The sequence below is a fragment of the Pseudomonas sp. 01L34 genome, from assembly GCF_056400265.1.
On the sequence record NZ_JBFTSX010000003.1, the window covers coordinates 751,497 to 767,516 of the forward strand.

The 16,020-nt window shown below is 59.7% G+C and carries 13 protein-coding genes; 4 read left to right on the forward strand and 9 right to left on the reverse strand.

Annotated features, from left to right (window positions below):
* Positions 1-20 precede the first annotated feature (20 nt).
* The 8 genes from AC1DQM_RS11990 to AC1DQM_RS12025 form a co-directional block, all read right to left on the reverse strand.
* Positions 21-1,943, reverse strand: coding sequence for a PrkA family serine protein kinase (locus AC1DQM_RS11990; protein WP_007904259.1), 1,923 nt, complete (start codon positions 1,941-1,943; stop codon positions 21-23).
* 296 nt (positions 1,944-2,239) lie between these two features.
* Positions 2,240-2,569, reverse strand: coding sequence for a thiosulfate sulfurtransferase GlpE (gene glpE, locus AC1DQM_RS11995; RefSeq protein WP_018928848.1), 330 nt, complete (start codon positions 2,567-2,569; stop codon positions 2,240-2,242).
* Positions 2,570-2,602: 33 nt separating this feature from the next.
* A complete protein-coding gene (locus AC1DQM_RS12000; RefSeq protein ID WP_477746228.1) occupies positions 2,603-3,484 on the reverse strand; it encodes a symmetrical bis(5'-nucleosyl)-tetraphosphatase in 882 nt (293 codons plus the stop codon).
* Positions 3,484-3,864: a Co2+/Mg2+ efflux protein ApaG gene (gene apaG / locus AC1DQM_RS12005; protein WP_018928850.1), complete on the reverse strand. Its 381-nt coding sequence runs from the start codon at positions 3,862-3,864 to the stop codon at positions 3,484-3,486. Before apaG ends, AC1DQM_RS12000 begins: the two co-directional genes overlap by 1 nt.
* 115 nt (positions 3,865-3,979) lie before the next feature.
* Positions 3,980-4,798: a 16S rRNA (adenine(1518)-N(6)/adenine(1519)-N(6))-dimethyltransferase RsmA gene (rsmA, locus tag AC1DQM_RS12010; protein ID WP_018928851.1), complete on the reverse strand. Its 819-nt coding sequence runs from the start codon at positions 4,796-4,798 to the stop codon at positions 3,980-3,982.
* Entirely contained in the window at positions 4,795-5,784 is a 990-nt protein-coding gene (gene pdxA / locus AC1DQM_RS12015; RefSeq protein WP_019580736.1) for a 4-hydroxythreonine-4-phosphate dehydrogenase PdxA, read from the reverse strand. Before pdxA ends, rsmA begins: the two co-directional genes overlap by 4 nt.
* Positions 5,781-7,097 (reverse strand): peptidylprolyl isomerase SurA, encoded by a 1,317-nt coding sequence (gene surA, locus AC1DQM_RS12020; RefSeq protein ID WP_138866396.1) that lies wholly within the window; start codon positions 7,095-7,097, stop codon positions 5,781-5,783. The genes pdxA and surA overlap by 4 nt, the downstream gene beginning before the upstream one ends.
* Complete coding sequence (locus AC1DQM_RS12025) at positions 7,078-9,879, reverse strand: LPS-assembly protein LptD (RefSeq protein WP_064620764.1); 2,802 nt, start codon at positions 9,877-9,879, stop codon at positions 7,078-7,080. Before AC1DQM_RS12025 ends, surA begins: the two co-directional genes overlap by 20 nt.
* 130 nt (positions 9,880-10,009) lie before the next feature.
* On the opposite strand from AC1DQM_RS12025, the gene AC1DQM_RS12030 reads away from it, so the two are divergent.
* From AC1DQM_RS12030 to AC1DQM_RS12040, 3 genes are read left to right on the forward strand one after another with little or no spacing between them, the layout of a single operon-like run.
* Complete coding sequence (locus AC1DQM_RS12030; protein ID WP_477746229.1) at positions 10,010-11,029, forward strand: aminoglycoside phosphotransferase family protein; 1,020 nt, start codon at positions 10,010-10,012, stop codon at positions 11,027-11,029.
* Positions 11,026-11,697 (forward strand): N-acetylmuramate alpha-1-phosphate uridylyltransferase MurU, encoded by a 672-nt coding sequence (gene murU, locus AC1DQM_RS12035; RefSeq protein ID WP_477746230.1) that lies wholly within the window; start codon positions 11,026-11,028, stop codon positions 11,695-11,697. The genes AC1DQM_RS12030 and murU overlap by 4 nt, the downstream gene beginning before the upstream one ends.
* A gap of 1 nt (position 11,698) precedes the next feature.
* Positions 11,699-12,463, forward strand: a complete 765-nt coding sequence (locus tag AC1DQM_RS12040) for a TerB family tellurite resistance protein (protein ID WP_064620755.1) — start codon at positions 11,699-11,701, stop codon at positions 12,461-12,463.
* A 43-nt stretch (positions 12,464-12,506) separates the two neighbouring features.
* Here AC1DQM_RS12040 and AC1DQM_RS12045 read toward each other — a convergent pair whose 3' ends face one another.
* Positions 12,507-13,499 carry an alpha/beta hydrolase family protein gene (locus AC1DQM_RS12045; protein WP_477746231.1) on the reverse strand — a complete coding sequence of 331 codons (993 nt, stop codon included), beginning with the start codon at positions 13,497-13,499 and terminating at the stop codon, positions 12,507-12,509.
* Positions 13,500-13,573: 74 nt separating this feature from the next.
* On the opposite strand from AC1DQM_RS12045, the gene AC1DQM_RS12050 reads away from it, so the two are divergent.
* Positions 13,574-15,970 carry a PAS domain-containing sensor histidine kinase gene (locus tag AC1DQM_RS12050; protein WP_086944458.1) on the forward strand — a complete coding sequence of 799 codons (2,397 nt, stop codon included), beginning with the start codon at positions 13,574-13,576 and terminating at the stop codon, positions 15,968-15,970.
* Positions 15,971-16,020: the final 50 nt, after the last annotated feature.

Here is a 16,020-nt window from a genome sequence, read left to right on the forward strand (position 1 = left end):
CCGGTCTGACCGGCAGCGGGTTACTGTGATTTTCTGACCCGCAAGTACCACTCGGACAGCAGTCGTACCTGTTTGTCGGTGTAGCCCCGCTCGACCATCCGTGTGACGAAGTCGTTGTGCTTCTGCTGGTCCTCTTTGCTGGCCTTGGCGTTGAAGCTGATGACTGGCAGAAGGTCCTCGGTGTTGGAGAACATTTTCTTCTCGATGACCACCCGCAGTTTTTCGTAGCTGAGCCAGGTTGGGTTCTTGCCGTTGTTGTTGGCACGGGCGCGCAGTACGAAGTTGACGATTTCGTTGCGGAAATCCTTCGGATTGCTGATGCCGGCCGGTTTCTCGATTTTCTCCAGTTCCTCGTTCAGGGCTACGCGGTTGAGGATCTCGCCGGTTTCCGGATCGCGGTATTCCTGATCCTGAATCCAGAAGTCGGCGTACAGCACATAGCGATCGAAGATGTTCTGGCCGTACTCGCTGTAAGACTCGAGGTAGGCAGTCTGGATCTCCTTGCCGATGAATTCGATGTAACGCGGCGCCAGGTACTCTTTCAGGAAGCGCAGATAGCGTTCGCGGGTCTCGGCCTGGAATTGTTCCTGTTCGATCTGCTGTTCCAGCACGTAGAGCAGATGCACCGGGTTGGCGGCGATTTCGTGTGGATCGAAGTTGAAGACCTTCGACAGGATCTTGAAGGCGAAGCGGGTCGACAGACCGTTCATGCCTTCGTCGACACCTGCTGCATCGCGGTATTCCTGGATCGACTTGGCCTTCGGATCGGTGTCCTTGAGGTTTTCGCCGTCATACACGCGCATCTTGGAGTAGATGTTGGAGTTTTCCGGCTCTTTAAGGCGCGAGAGCACGGTGAACTGAGCGAGCATTTTCAGCGTGTCGGGTGCGCAATGGGCCTTGGCCAGCGAGCTGTTGAACAGCAGCTTGTCGTAGATCTTCACCTCGTCGCTGACGCGCAGGCAATACGGCACTTTGACGATATAGATCCGGTCGATGAAGGCTTCGTTGTTCTTGTTGTTCCGGAAGGTGTGCCATTCCGATTCGTTGGAGTGGGCCAGCAGAATCCCGGTGAACGGAATTGCCCCCAAGCCTTCGGTGCTGTTGTAGTTGCCTTCCTGAGTGGCCGTCAGCAATGGGTGCAGCACCTTGATCGGTGCCTTGAACATTTCGACGAATTCCATCAGGCCCTGGTTGGCCCGGCACAGCGCGCCCGAATAGCTGTAGGCATCGGCGTCGTTCTGCGGGAACTCTTCCAGTTTGCGAATATCGACCTTGCCCACCAGTGCCGAGATGTCCTGGTTGTTTTCATCGCCCGGCTCGGTTTTCGCAACTGCAATCTGGTTGAGGATCGACGGATAGAGTTTCACCACGCGGAACTGGCTGATGTCGCCGCCGAATTCGGCCAGGCGCTTGGTGGCCCATGGCGACATGATGGTGTTGAGGTAGCGCCGGGGAATGCCGAAGTCTTCCTCTAGGATCGCGCCATCTTCAGTGGCGTTGAACAGACCCAGGGGCGACTCGAAAACCGGCGAGCCCTTGATTGCGTAAAAGGGCACTTTCTCGATCAGCTGTTTGAGCTTTTCGGCCAAAGATGATTTACCGCCACCGACTGGGCCCAGCAGGTAGAGGATCTGTTTCTTTTCTTCCAGACCCTGAGCGGCATGGCGGAAATACGACACGATCTGGTCGATGCATTCTTCCATCCCGTGGAAGTCTTCAAAGGCCGGATAGCGGCGGATCACCTTGTTGGAAAAGATGCGCGACAGCCTCGAGTTGGTTGAGGTGTCGAGCAGTTCCGGTTCGCCGATGGCCAGCAATAGACGCTCGGCCGCGGAAACGTAGGCGCTGCGGTCCTTTTTGCACAGTTCCAGATACTCTTGCAGCGAGAGTTCTTCCTGGCGCGTGGACTCGAAGCGTTGTTGGAAGTGGCTAAAGATACTCATGACGTCACCTCGCTCGATACGTGGAGCCGACGCCGGATCACTCAGTCGATGCTGGCAGCAACCGAACAGGCAGTTGCTGTTTACCCCCCAGAACTCTTCCGGAGCTGACTACTCCGAAAGCTACTCCCGATGACCCGTGCGCCGGTGTACCGGCTCTCCCCTGTTTTGGATGGCCTGCGCTTAAGGATAGTTGGGAATTTGGGAGGTAAAGGCAAGATACGTAATTAGTTGTGGCAGACCGTTCGTCTGTAATCGCGCGAGCCCACGGGGGCCGGGGCTTGCGCATTACAAAATAATTATTCGGAAGTGCCTTGCGCCGTTTCCGAAGGATAGGTCGTACGCCACAGCTCAAAACCGCCGTCCATGCTGTAGACGTCGGAAAAGCCCTGGCTGATCAGATAAGCAGCTGCGCCCTGGCTGGAATTTCCGTGATAGCAGACCACTACCGTCGGCGCATCCAGATCGGCGCCCTGGATGAAAGCATGCAGAGAATGGTTGTCCAGATGCTTCGAACCGGTGATGTGCAGCGCGGCAAATGTTGCCGGGTCGCGGACATCAACCACCACCGCGCCTTGTTCGCGCAGGGCCTGGGCCTGTTCTGGGGGGATACGTTTGAATTCGCTCATGGCGGGCTCCTGTGGCTCGGCTGAAAGCGCAGTCTAGCGCGGGGCGCTGGCTGACGTTTGTTCGGGAATAGAGGTGGCGACTGCCGGTCGAAGGTGGCCATGGGCGTCACACTTGCATTGCAGGCGCTCGAAGGTGTCGACATTCATCAGGGTCATGGCACCACCCCAGACGCAACCGCTGTCGAGGGCAAAGAGCCCCGGTTCGTTGCACTGGCCTTCGAGCGCCGCCCAATGGCCGAAGATGATCTTCAGGCCTTTGGTTTTACGCTCCTTGTGCGCGAACCACGGCGCATAGCCCGGCGGTGCGGTGTCGATGCCTTCCTTACCCTTGAGGTCGAGTTTGCCGTCGCCGGTGCAAAAACGCATCCGGGTGAAATAGTTGGTGATGACTCGCAGGCGGGCGGCGCCTTTGAGGTCGCTATTCCATTTCACCGGCTCGTTGCCGTACATGCCGTCAAGGTAAGGCGCGAAGCGGTTGTCATCGTGCAGGGCTTCTTCGACTTCGGCGGCGCACTTCAAGGCTTTGCGCAGCGACCATTGCGGCGGGATACCGGCATGGACCAGGGCAATATCGCGTTGTTCATCGTAGTGCATGAGCTTTTGCTGGCGAACCCACTCCAGCAGGTCCGCGCTATCGGGTGCTTCGAGGATCTCACGCAAGGTATCGGCTTTCTTCAGGCGCTCGATGTTTTGCCCGACGGCCAGCAAGTGCAGGTCATGGTTGCCGAGTACGCATACCAGCGACTCGCGGATGCCATAGAGGAAGCGCAGGGTTTCCAGCGACTGTGGGCCACGGTTGACGAGATCACCCACCAGCCACAGGCGATCTCGGGCAGGGTCGAAGGCCACTTGCTCGAGCAGGCATTTGAGCGGTTCAAGGCAACCTTGCACATCACCGACGGCATACGTCGCCATCAGTGCAACGCCCCTGGGACCGCCAGACGGAACGGCGCGATGATGGCGTCGAAGTGCTTACCGTCTTCGGCGAGCATCTGGTAGGTGCCCTGCATCGTGCCGACCTTGGATGTCATGACGGTGCCGCTGCTGTACGTGTGGCTCTTGCCCACCTCGATCAACGGCTGCTGGCCGACGACGCCCGCACCGCGAACCTCCTCGACATGGCCGTCACCGTCGGTGATGACCCAATGCCGTGAAAGCAGTCTGGCGGGTAGCAGGCCATTGTTTTGCACGGTGATGGTGTAGGCGAAGGCAAAGCGGTCTTGCTCGGGTTGCGATTGTTCTGCCAGATAGCGGGTGACGACGCTGACGTCGACCTGGTAACGAGGATCGGACATGCAAAAGGCCTTAGAAACGAAGCGGAACGCGGGGCGTAGCTGATAGAACTCAGTCTAGGCCAAGTATCGGGTAGTAAACCAGAGTGGCGTCCTACCCGATAGCGCTCATCGCCTGTCAGTCAGTGGCAGGCTTTTGTAGGGCTTGTTCACTGAGCTTGTCGGCCAGGCGTACGAAGGCGGCCAGGTCGAGCTGCTCGGGGCGCAAGCTGCCATCGACGCCGGCGGCTTCGATTTCGGCATTGCTCAGCAAAAGTTTCAGTGTGTTGCGCAGGGTCTTGCGGCGCTGGTTGAAGGCTTCACGCACAACGCGCTCCAGCAGGCGATGATCCTTGGCCGGGTGCGGCAGTACCGCGTGGGGCACCAGGCGCACGATCGCGGAGTCGACTTTCGGCGGAGGATTGAACGCACCCGGGCCGACGTTGAACAGATGCTCGACCCGGCAATGGTACTGAACCATGATCGACAGGCGACCCCAGTCACCGCCACCCGGACCCGCAGCCAGACGTTCGACCACTTCCTTTTGCAGCATGAAGTGCATGTCGCGAATCAGGTTGGCGTTGTTCAGCAGATGAAAGATCAGCGGCGTCGAGATGTTGTACGGCAGGTTACCGACCACTCGCAGGCTGTTTGGCGCAGCGTTCAGGCTGTTGAAGTCGAACTTCAGCGCGTCACCCTGATGCAGGTTGAAGTTGCTCTTGCCGGCGAACTGCTGATTGAGAATCGGGATCAGGTCCTTGTCCAGCTCTACGACGTCCAGTTGAGCGCCGCTGTTGAGCAGGCCGGCGGTCAATGCACCCTGGCCCGGACCGATTTCCAGCAGGCGGTCTTCAGGTTTGGCGTGAATGGAGCGCAGGATGCGATCGATAACGCCGGCATCGTGCAGGAAGTTCTGGCCGAAGCGCTTGCGCGCCCGGTGTTGGTAATGCTCGGTCATAAACGGGTCTCGGCCATCTGGTAGGCGGTTTCCAGGGCGACTTGCAGGCTGCCGGTGTCGATGTTGCCGCTGCCGGCCAGGTCCAGGGCGGTGCCGTGGTCGACCGATGTGCGGATGATCGGCAAGCCGAGGGTCACGTTGACTGCCGCGCCGAAGCCTTTGTATTTCAGCACAGGCAAGCCCTGGTCGTGGTACATCGCCAGCACCGCGTCGCAGTGCTCCAGATATTTGGGGGTAAACAGAGTGTCGGCGGGCAGGGGGCCGCGAAGGTCCATGCCCTCGCCGCGCAGGCGCTCTAATGTAGGTTCGATGATGTCGATTTCTTCATGGCCCAGATGACCGCCTTCACCGGCGTGCGGGTTGAGCCCGCAAACCAGGATGCGTGGCTGGGCGATGCCGAATTTTTCTTTCAGATCGGTGTGCAGGATCCGCGTGACCCGCTCCAGCCGCTCCGGCGTGATCGCGTCGGCAATCTCGCGAAGAGGCAGGTGAGTGGTGACCAGCGCCACGCGCAAACCGCGGGTGGCGAGCATCATCACCACTTGCGCGGTGTGGGTCAGGTCAGCGAGAAACTCCGTGTGCCCGGAAAAGGCGATCCCGGATTCGTTGATCACGCCCTTGTGCACCGGCGCGGTGATCATGCCGGCGAAATGCCCATCCAGACAGCCCTGGCCAGCACGGGTCAGGGTTTCCAGAACGAAAGCCGCATTGGCCTTGTCCAGTTGCCCGGCGGTGACCTTGGCGTTGAGGGGCGTATCCCACACATACAGGCTGTTGGCGGGTGCAGGAGCATCCGGCCAGCTGTCCGGTGTTACCGGCAGCAGATCGACAACCACGCCCAGCTGCGCGGCCCGCTCAAGGAGCAGGTCGCGGCTGGTAATGGCAATCAGGGGATGTGGCTGGGCTTGCGAGGCGAGCAGCAGGCACAGGTCGGGACCTATGCCGGCTGGTTCGCCGGGGGTCAGCGCGAAACGCTTGGGTTTCACTGCGCTGCCTGGTCTGCACCAGGGAGTTTGATTTCTACGTACGCTTCGTCACGGATCTGACGCAGCCAGGTTTGCAGCTCTTCGTCGTATTTGCGGTTACGCAGTACGGTCATGGCTTGCTGCTCGCGGGCCTGGGCGGTGCTGTCGGTGGCGCGGCGGCCAAGAACTTCCAGTACGTGCCAGCCATATTGGGTCTTGAACGGCTTGGACAGCTGACCTTGGGGGGTCTTGGCCATCACTTCGCGGAATTCAGGCACCAGCGCGTTCGGGTCGATCCAGTTCAGGTCGCCACCGTTGAGGGCGGAACCCGGATCCTCCGAGAAGCTTTTCGCCAGCTCGCCGAAATCTTCGCCCGCTGCGATACGGGTATAGAGCGACTGAGCCAGGGCCTTGGTTTTTTCTTCGTCGCGAATCGGACTCGGTTTGACCAGGATGTGCCGCACGTGGACTTCGTCACGCACCTGGGATTCGCCGCCACGCTTGTCGAGGATCTTCAGGATAATGAAGCCGCCCGGGGTGCGCATTGGCTGGGTCACGTCGCCAACGGCCATGGTGCCGAGCAAACGATCGAACGGAGGTGGCAGTTGAGCGGCTTTACGCCAGCCCATGTCGCCGCCTTCCAGCGCGGTTTCGCTGGCGGACTTGGCGATTGCCAACTGACCGAAGTCAGCGCCTTGCTTGAGTTGCTGGTAAACCGCATCGGCTTGCTTGGCGGCATTCTGAATCGCGTCGGAGTTGGCGCTTTCCGGCGTAGGAATCAGGATGTTGGCCAGGCGGAACTCTTCGGACAGCTGCATTTTGCCCAGATCGGATGCCAGGAAGTTCTTCACTTCCTGCTCGGACACCTGGATGCGTTCCGCCACACGGCGCTGACGCACACGGCTGATGATCATTTCACGGCGGATCTGGTCACGGGCATCGTCATAAGACAGGCCGTCGCGAGCCAAAGCGGCGCGGAATTGTTCGATCGACATGTTGTTGCGCTGGGCAATGGTGCCGACAGCCTGGTTCAGCTCTTCATCGGTAATGCGGATGCCGGAACGCTCGCCGATCTGCAATTGCAGGTTTTCGACGATCAGACGCTCGAGCACCTGCTGATCCAGTACGCCGGTAGGCGGTACGGCAGCACCGCGTTTGGCGATGGTTTGCTGAACTTCGTGAACGCGCCGGTCCAGTTGGCTCTGCATGACCACGTCATTGTCGACGATGGCCACCACTTTATCGATGGACTGTACCGCGGCGTTGGCCGCGGTACCCAGGAACAGCGCGCCCAGCATCAGCGGGCGCAGACAATCAGAAAGCTTGGTCTTCACGTTCACGATAACCTTGGATGCCTTTGTCGAGGAAACTCTCTACTTTGGCGCCAGTGAGGCCGCCGAGTCCCTTCAGAACAATTTGGAGGAAGACGCCGTGGTCGCCTTTTTCGTTTTGTGGAGCTTCCTGACTGAATTCGTCATAGGAAACCCAGTAACGGTTGATCAGGCGTAGTTTCCAGCAGCAGTTGTCGTACTCGAAACCACCAAAGGCTTCCAGGGTACGGTTGCGGTTGTAGTCATACTGCCAGCGGCTGATAGCGTTCCATTGCGGCACGATCGGCCAGATCACCGAGAAGTCGTGCTGTTTGATCTTGTAGTAGTCCTTCACGTAGCCAGGTTGGCCCGGGGTGCCGTAATCGCCACCGCCCACCGACCATTTACCGGTGTTCTGGTCATAACGGACCTGGTCATTGCGATAGCGATAGCCGGCGTTGATGACCTTGTTCGGGTTGTCTTCAGGCTGGTAGTGGAACATCGCGCTGCCCGAGCGAGGGCTGCGGCTGTCCGGGTCCCAGTTGTAGTCGGCCGTGGTACGCCAGTCGCGGTTCCAGCGGTATTCGTATTCCAGTGCATATGGCGAAACGTTGGCCTTCGCATCGTCACGATCATCGAAAGCAATGCCTGGCAGTTGGACTTTACGGTCCTTGAAGTACAAGGCTTGGCCGACGCTGATGCGTTGACGTTCGAAACCATTGTCTTCGATCCAGCGGCTGGTCACGCCCAAGGACAGTTTGTTCTCGTCGCCGACACGGTCGGAGCCGGAGAAACGGTTGTCACGGAAGAGCGACGCGTAATTGAAGGTGTATTCGCTGGTGTCGAACACTGGAATATCCTTCTGGTCTTCCTCAGGTACATAGAGGTAGAACAGACGCGGTTCCAGGGTCTGACGGTAGTTTTTTCCGAACCAGGAAGTGTTGCGGTCAAAGTAAAGACCGCTGTCGATGCTGGCGATCGGTACCCCACGGTTCTGGTTGCTGCTGAATGTGCCGTTGAGCCTGTCCTGCTCCGCGCTTTGCGAAGCGATTTCGCTTTTGCCGCGGCCGTCCAGATCCAGTTGATACTGTGTGTACTGGTACTTGAGCGATGGCTTGAAGAAACCATAGGTCCAGTACAGCGGCAGGCTGACACCTGGTTTGAGATTCAAACGGTCGCCGTTGGCGCGTGCCAGACCAAAGATGTTGTTATCCAGACGTGACTCAGTGGTAATCCCGTCCTGCTGGACGAATGTTCCAGTCTTCAGATCCCGGTCAAATCGAACGATCTCTGTCTCGTAATCGAAGTCCAAACCTTCCGGATGATACGGCAGCTGACCATTAAAGGTGATCTGCGGCAAACGGTCATACGGCGTGATGTTCGAAACGGTCGCCAGCTGATAAGCCTGGGCGTTCAAGCGAGCGACGTAGCTGTCGCCACGATAGGTGACGGAGCCCTGCTGGTTCACGTAGTCAGCGCTTTTCACGCCAATCTGGTTAGTCTGCAGATCCTGGAAGTAATACGGATCGCTGATCTTGGTGTAGTCGACTTGCGTAAAGACGCGCGAGTCGAGGCCACCCTTGTGCTGCCAGTTGTACATGTAGCGGGTTTTTTCGTAGTCGGTCTGCTTGCTGCGTTCAGTATCTTCGTCGTTGAGGTACGCGGCGCCGAACTGACCTTCGCTGGACTTGGTCAGGTAACGGAATTCGCCTTCCATCAACAGGCCGCGCTTGCTCATATAGCGCGGGTACAACGTGGCGTCGTAGTTCGGCGCCAGGTTGAAGTAATACGGGGTGACCAGCAGGAAGCCGGTATCGCTGCCGGCGCCGATGGTCGGCGGCAGGAAGCCGGATTGGCGGCGGTCGTCGATCGGGAAATAGATGTACGGCGTGTACAGAACCGGAATGTCCTTGACCCGCAGCGTCACGTTGGTCGCGGTGCCGAAACCGGTGGCCGGGTTCAAGGTGATGTTGTTGCCCTTGAGCTGCCAGGCGTTGCTGTTCGGTTCGCACGTGGTGTATGTACCATCCTTGAGGCGGATGATCGCGTTCTCGGCACGTTTGGCATATAGCGCGTTACCGCGGATACGCGACTTGTGCATCACGTACTCGGCGTTGTCGACCTTGGCTTCACCGGTGTCGAGCTGTACGTCGGCGTGATCGCCCACGATCAGCGCGCCATTGTCGCGAATGCGCACGTTGCCGGCCAGTTCGCCACGGCTCTCGGCCTGGTACAGGTTCGCTTCGTCGGCTTCGACCTGCATGCTGCCCTGACGCATGACCACGTCACCGGCCAGGGTCGCGACCTGCTCTTCCTGCTTATAGCGGGAGGCCTTGGCGCCGATAAAGGTTGGAGCGTCACTTTTATTCGTCTTGTCGTTCATGCCAGGACGAATCGGTTCGATATAGGAACCAGAGCAGTAAGGACCGGTTTCGGCCAATTGCGCTGCGGTGAGCTTCTCGCGCGGAACCCAGTCGAGGTGGCTGTAGTCTTCACTACGCGACTTCAGGCCGCGGCCCTTGGACTCGGTAACCAGCACAGGCTTGGCACCGGTGTCTTCGCTGGAGGCGGTGCCTGCCGGGGTTTCTCCAGTAGCGGAAACTGCGCTGCCTTCATGCACGGGGCGCGGCGGCAATGCAGCGGCCGGTGCCTTTGGCGCACAGTCCCAGGCACCCGAAGCAGATACTGAGCAGTCATACTGTTCCGCGGCGACCACGAACGACGTGGCCAGGGGTTGCAGGGCCAGCAGACTGCCGGTAACCAACAACGGAAATTTTTTACGAAACGCGGGGGATTTCAATGCCATCTTATTAGTCCGGGCTTCCTGCGTGCCATCTGCCCGCGGTGTGGGCCGCACGCCTCTCGATGGTCTGAAAAAGATGCTGGATAATAAAGCATGACCCGCTTGACGGCTAGCGCCGTCGGAGACCCTTGCAATGCCTGACCAAGATGTACGCTTGCAACACCTGAAAGTTTGGCTCGATGAACAGTTGGCTATCCTCTTTGCAGAACAAGGTTGGGGCGCCGTGCCCCCGGCCACGTTGACCGCGGCCAGTAGCGACGCGAGTTTTCGGCGCTATTTCCGTTGGGAAGGAGCAGGCAGAAGTTTCGTCGTGATGGACGCGCCACCGCCCCAGGAAAACTGCAAACCCTTTGTGGATATCGCTTTTCTGCTGGCGAAATCCGGCATAAACGTGCCGAAAATTTATGCCGAGGACCTCGAGCGCGGTTTCCTTTTGCTCAATGACTTGGGCAACAAGACTTATCTGGACGTGATCGACGGCGAAAATGCCGACGATTTGTTCAAGGATGCCCTGCAAGCGCTGTTGGCTTTCCAGCAATTGCCGATGGTGGCGCCGCTGCCGAGTTATGACGTCGCGCTGCTGCGTCGCGAGCTCGAACTGTTCCCCGAGTGGTACGTGAAGCGCGAACTGGGTATCGAGTTCGATGCTGCGCAGCAGGTGCTCTGGCAGCAGGTCAGCGACCTGCTGATCGACAGCGCTCTGGCTCAGCCTAAAGTCCTGGTGCATCGCGACTACATGCCGCGCAACCTGATGATCAGCGAGCCGAATCCCGGCGTGCTGGATTTCCAGGACGCGGTCTACGGGCCGGTGACTTATGACGTGACCTGCCTGTTCAAGGACGCCTTCCTCAGCTGGCCTGAAGAACGCGTACGCGGCTGGCTGGAGGATTACTGGCAGCAAGCCGGTGCGCTCGACATCCCGGTTCAGCCGGACTTTGAAGACTTTCTGCGCGCCAGCGACCTGATGGGCGTGCAGCGTCACTTGAAAGTCATCGGCATCTTCGCCCGCATTTGCCATCGCGACGGCAAGCCACGCTATCTCGGCGATGTGCCGCGTTTCTTTGCTTATATAGACGCGGTCATTGCCCGTCGTCCTGAACTGGCTGAGCTGGATGTGTTGCTGGCCAGTCTGCGTGCTGGAGTGAAGGCATGAAGGCAATGATTCTGGCGGCGGGTAAAGGCGAGCGCATGCGTCCGCTGACCCTGACCACGCCAAAACCACTGGTTCGTGCCGGCGGAGCGCCCTTGATCGAGTATCACCTGCACGCGCTGGCGGCTGCCGGGTTTACCGAGATCGTGATCAACCATGCCTGGCTCGGTCAGCAGATCGAAGATTATCTGGGCGATGGCTCGAAATATGGCGTGAGCATTCAATATTCGCCGGAAGGTGAACCGCTGGAAACCGGTGGCGGTATTTTCCGCGCGTTGCCTTTGTTGGGTGATGAGGCTTTTGTGGTGGTCAACGGCGACATCTGGACCGACTACGACTTCAGCGTGTTGAACCAGCCCATCGTCGGGCTCGCCCATTTGATCCTGGCGGACAACCCGGCGCATCACCCGAGCGGGGACTTCACTCTGGTCGATGGCCATGTGCAGGACGGTCAGCCGGATACCCCAACCCTGACCTACAGCGGCATCGCCGTGCTGCACCCGCAGTTGTTTGACGGTTGCTCGGCCGGGGCCTTCAAGCTTGCGCCATTGTTGCGCAAAGCCATGGCCGATGGACAAGTGACGGGCGAGCGCCTGAATGGACATTGGGTAGATGTCGGCACTCACGAGCGCCTGGCTGAAGTAGAAACCTTGATAGAAGCGAGACGCTGACATGTTGTGGCCAGGGACTCTGATTGGAGCCGGAGCGGGCTTTGCCATAGCCAGCATTCCGGGGGCCATGCTCGGTGCTTTATTGGGACAGGCGCTGGATCGGCGCTTGCACCTGCAGAGCTGGGCACATTTATGGGAAAAGTTCGGTGGCCGCTCGGTGCTGCGCAACGATGAACTGCTGTTTGTGTTGCTGGGCCGATTGGCCAAGAGTGATGGGCGGGTAGTGGATGGCCACATTCAGCAGGCGCGACAGGAAATGCGTGCGCTGGAGATGACCGAGTCGGCGCAACGTCGGGCGATAGCGGCGTTCAACCGCGGCAAGTCGGGGCGTGATCGGTTGCGTGGCTATCTGCGACGCTTGAGTGCTCAGCCCCATGCCGCGGAAGGCGTGTTGCGTGCCTGTTGGCGGATGGTCTGGGCCGATGGCCGCGCCGGTAGCAGCGAGCGCGAACTGATTGCCCAGTGGGGCAAATGGTTGGGCTGGACGCCGCAACAGGTACAGGCACTGGCGAGTGACTACGAGCCGAAGCGACCATTGGTCAGCAGCGCGATTACGTATCAGGACGCCTTGCGGTTATTGGGAGTGTCGGCGACCAGCGAGCCAGCACAGATCAAACGCGCCTATCGACGCCTGCTCAGTCGCCATCATCCGGACAAGATTGCCGGCAGCGGTGCGACGGCGTTGCAGGTTCGCGAGGCGACGGACAAGACTCGTGAATTGCACAACGCCTACACGTTGATTCGTGAACGGCGGGACTTTCGATAGCAGGGCAGAGTTGTGTCGCCCGCGAATGGGGCGACGCGATCCATCAGTCCGCCGCAGGCTGCGGATTCAACCATCCCCGCACCCGGCGAACCAACTGCTCTTGCTCAGCCTTGGCATTGCCCGGCAGTGCCTTGAGCGAGACCTGGCTGAACGCCGATGTCTTCAAACGTTTATTGGCCTGCAAGCGTTCCAGTGCCGCGTTGCGATCCAGTGGTTTGTCTATATAGAAGATGTCGGCAGTCGGCAGCTTGATTGTCGGCGTCAACTCGGCAAGCTCAGGCTTCGCCGTAACAGGCGTCTGGGCGGCGACCATCACGAACTTCTCGACTTGCGATGGCTGCTTCTCGCTCAGATAGCGCGCGGCCCAGTAAGCGCCGGTGCCATGCCCCAGCACGACGACTTTGCGAGCGCTTTGCTGTTCGGCATAAGCGATGGCCGCGTCGATGCGGGCGAAAATTCGCTCGGCGTCGGCTTTGGCGTGTTCTTCGGTGGTTTCGGCGATAGCCTTGTCGGCCACCTCCGCTTCGCCGCCGGCGGCCTGTTCGATGGGCGCCGCGGTGGTCGAGTCTTTGTTGCCGGTATCAGGCGCTTTGGGCGCTGGCGCCACTTCGACGACACGTGGCGCAATGGCTTCGCTTTGCAGGTCCGGCAAGGTGATACTCAGGCTGCTCCACTCGGCGTCCGGCAATTGGCGGCGCAACGGGCTGATCGCTTGCGGCCAGTCAACGGTTTCGCCGGCACCCGGGATGATAATCACCGCGCCTTTGGGGTCGGCGGTATTGGCCGGCTTCCACAGGGCGAGAAAACTGTCGGTACCGGCTTGCAGTTGCTGCTGTTCCTGCGCAGGAATTTGTCGCTCAAGTGCCGTCGATTCTTCCTGGCTACGCTCAAGCAGCGGCTGGCGTTCGACCGGTTTTTCTTCGGCGGGCTTTTCCGCAGTGGCAGGTGCCGGGTCGGCCGCCTCGACGGAAAAGGCGCACGGCAGGATCAGCGACAGGCACAATGCTGGCAGTGCCAGGCGGTAGACAGGGGGCATCGGATATTCCAGGCCAGAAGTTAATTCCGGCAGCCTAATGGGTTGGTCAGTATTTGTCAGTGTGTGAGACTTCGATGATGCATTTTCGCTGCCTGTGGGTTATCGGCTGTTTGTGGTTTCCCTTGATGGGCTGGGCGGCTCCCGCGCCACCGGCGCATGTCGTGTCGTTGTCTTCGGCGCAACAGCAATGGCTGGCGCAGCATGAAGAGTTGCGGGTAGGGGTCGTATTGCAAGTGCCCTATGCCCAATACGATCGCCGCTTGCAGCGCCTGTCCGGGGTCAACATCGAGTTGATGAAGTGGCTGGCCAAGTCGCTCAAGGTCGAGCTGAGCTGGCGTAATTATCCTGATCTTGCGCAACTGGAAGCCGCCGCGCGCGAAGGCGATATCGATATCGCGCCGGGGCTGACCCAAACCCCCGCCGGTTTACGATTCTGGCAATTTTCCGATCCGTACATGCGGGTGCCGCAACTGGTGGTCAGCGACCAGAAGAGCACCGGTGTGGTGGAGCTGGAAAAACTCGACAGTCAGACCCGCGTCGCCGTGCGCATGCCCAGCGTCACCGCCGATTTCTTGCGTAGTACCTATCCGCATTTGAACCTGCAGGGCGTGCCTCTGGAGCGCCAGGCGCTGCAACTGTTGTTGAGTCAGCAGGCCGGTTACGCGGTGGTCGATGAAGCGCAATTCGGGCGTCTGTCAGCCGAACCCGAGTTTGCCGGGCTGGCCGTGGTGGGCGACATCGGTTTCCCGCAACTGTTGCGAGTGGCCACGCGTCGGGACTGGCCGGAGTTGGCCGGCATCGTCGAAAACGCGCTGCGCGCGATTCCGGCCAAAGACCTCGAGCGACTGCACGATCAATGGCTGCAACCCAAGTACCCGCGGCTGTCCGATTCACCGGTTTTCTGGAAAAACCTCTGCCTGCTGTTGCTGGTGTTATTGCTGAGCAGCATGGCCATTGTGTTCTGGCAGCGTCGTCAGCAACACAGTCTGGAGCAACGTTTGCTGGCGGCGCGCGAAGACATTGCCCTGCGCGAGGCCAGCGAAGAAGCCTTGCGTCTCACGCAGTTTTCCATCGATCAAAGCACCGTCGGCATCCTTTGGGTCAACTGGGACAGCCATGTGCGCTACGCTAACCGTGCCGCCGAAAGTATGCTCGGCTATCCGGCGGGCGGGATCATTGATCGACCCTTGATCGATTTCGAGCCCGGTTTGCACATGGACCGCTGGCTGAGCCTGTGGAAACGCGCCCGGGCCAGTGAGGAAGGGCCGCTAAGTTTCGAAACCAATTGTGTGCGGGCCGATGGCAGTATTCTGCCGGCGGATGTCTCGTTGAGCTTCCTGCGTTTTCGCGAGGGCGAATACCTGGTGGTTTACCTCAATGATGTCACCGAGCGTCGTCGCGCCCTGGCCGCCTTGCAGGAAAGTGAAGCACGGCTGCAGGGGATCGCCGCCAACGTCCCCGGGCTGGTCTTTCGTCTGGAGCGCGCGCCAGTGACCGGGCAGATCGACTTTGCCTACATCAGTGAAGGCAGCGAGAGCCTGGTGGGCTACTCGCCCGCCACCCTGGCCCATCGTGACAAAGGCCTGCGCAGCCTGGTGCATCCGGATGACAAGGCCAGTTATCACCAGACCCAGGACCATGCACTGGACACCGACAGCGACTGGTCGTGGCAGGGACGGATTCTGACCCGTCAGGGCGAACAACGCTGGGCTGAGATCAAGGCCATTACCCGCCGACTGGAAGACGGCGCCTATGTCTGGGACGGGATCGTCTGGGACATCACCGAGAGCAAGCGCATCGAGCTGGAGCTGGCCAGCTCCCGTGAGCAGTTGCGCGAGTTGTCTGCGCACCTGGAGAGCGTGAGGGAAGAGGAGAAGGCGCGGATTGCCCGGGAAGTTCACGACGAGCTGGGGCAGATGTTGACGGTGTTGAAGCTGGAAACGTCCATGTGCGAGTTGGCGTATGCGCAGCTCGATCCGGGCCTGCACGAGCGCTTGAACAGCATGAAGCGTTTGATCGCGCAGCTGTTTCAACTGGTGCGTGATGTGGCCACGGCGCTGCGGCCACCGATTCTCGATGCCGGGATCGCCTCGGCCATCGAGTGGCAGGCCCGACGGTTCGAGGCGCGCACGCATATTCCGTGTCTGGTACAAGTGCCGGATAACTTGCCGGTGCTCAGCGATGCCAAGGCCATCGGCCTGTTCCGGATCCTTCAGGAGGCGCTGACCAATGTCATGCGCCACGCCCAGGCGCATACTGTTGAACTGACGCTGGCCCTTGAGGGCGATGAGCTTTGTCTGACTGTCAGCGATGATGGCGTAGGATTTGTCGCTGCGCCTGGCAGGCCGACATCCTTCGGCGTGGTTGGCATGCGTGAGCGGGTGTTGATCATGGGCGGGCAATTGTCGCTTGAGAGTGAGCCGGGGGAGGGCACGACCCTGACGGTGCGAGTGCCGCTGGATGAAGCCTGATGGTTTTGTGTTGTTTGAGCTGGCGCCTTTGCAGGCAAGCCCGCGATAGA

Coding starts and splice junctions, on each gene's coding strand:
- AC1DQM_RS12045 (WP_477746231.1), bottom strand. CDS start 13,499: ATGCCCCCTGTCTACCGCCTGGCACTGCCAGCATTGTGCCTGTCGCTG.
- apaG (WP_018928850.1), bottom strand. CDS start 3,864: ATGTCCGATCCTCGTTACCAGGTCGACGTCAGCGTCGTCACCCGCTAT.
- AC1DQM_RS12025 (WP_064620764.1), bottom strand. CDS start 9,879: ATGGCATTGAAATCCCCCGCGTTTCGTAAAAAATTTCCGTTGTTGGTT.
- AC1DQM_RS11990 (WP_007904259.1), bottom strand. CDS start 1,943: ATGAGTATCTTTAGCCACTTCCAACAACGCTTCGAGTCCACGCGCCAG.
- AC1DQM_RS12050 (WP_086944458.1), top strand. CDS start 13,574: ATGATGCATTTTCGCTGCCTGTGGGTTATCGGCTGTTTGTGGTTTCCC.
- murU (WP_477746230.1), top strand. CDS start 11,026: ATGAAGGCAATGATTCTGGCGGCGGGTAAAGGCGAGCGCATGCGTCCG.
- AC1DQM_RS12040 (WP_064620755.1), top strand. CDS start 11,699: ATGTTGTGGCCAGGGACTCTGATTGGAGCCGGAGCGGGCTTTGCCATA.
- AC1DQM_RS12000 (WP_477746228.1), bottom strand. CDS start 3,484: ATGGCGACGTATGCCGTCGGTGATGTGCAAGGTTGCCTTGAACCGCTC.
- rsmA (WP_018928851.1), bottom strand. CDS start 4,798: ATGACCGAGCATTACCAACACCGGGCGCGCAAGCGCTTCGGCCAGAAC.
- glpE (WP_018928848.1), bottom strand. CDS start 2,569: ATGAGCGAATTCAAACGTATCCCCCCAGAACAGGCCCAGGCCCTGCGC.
- AC1DQM_RS12030 (WP_477746229.1), top strand. CDS start 10,010: ATGCCTGACCAAGATGTACGCTTGCAACACCTGAAAGTTTGGCTCGAT.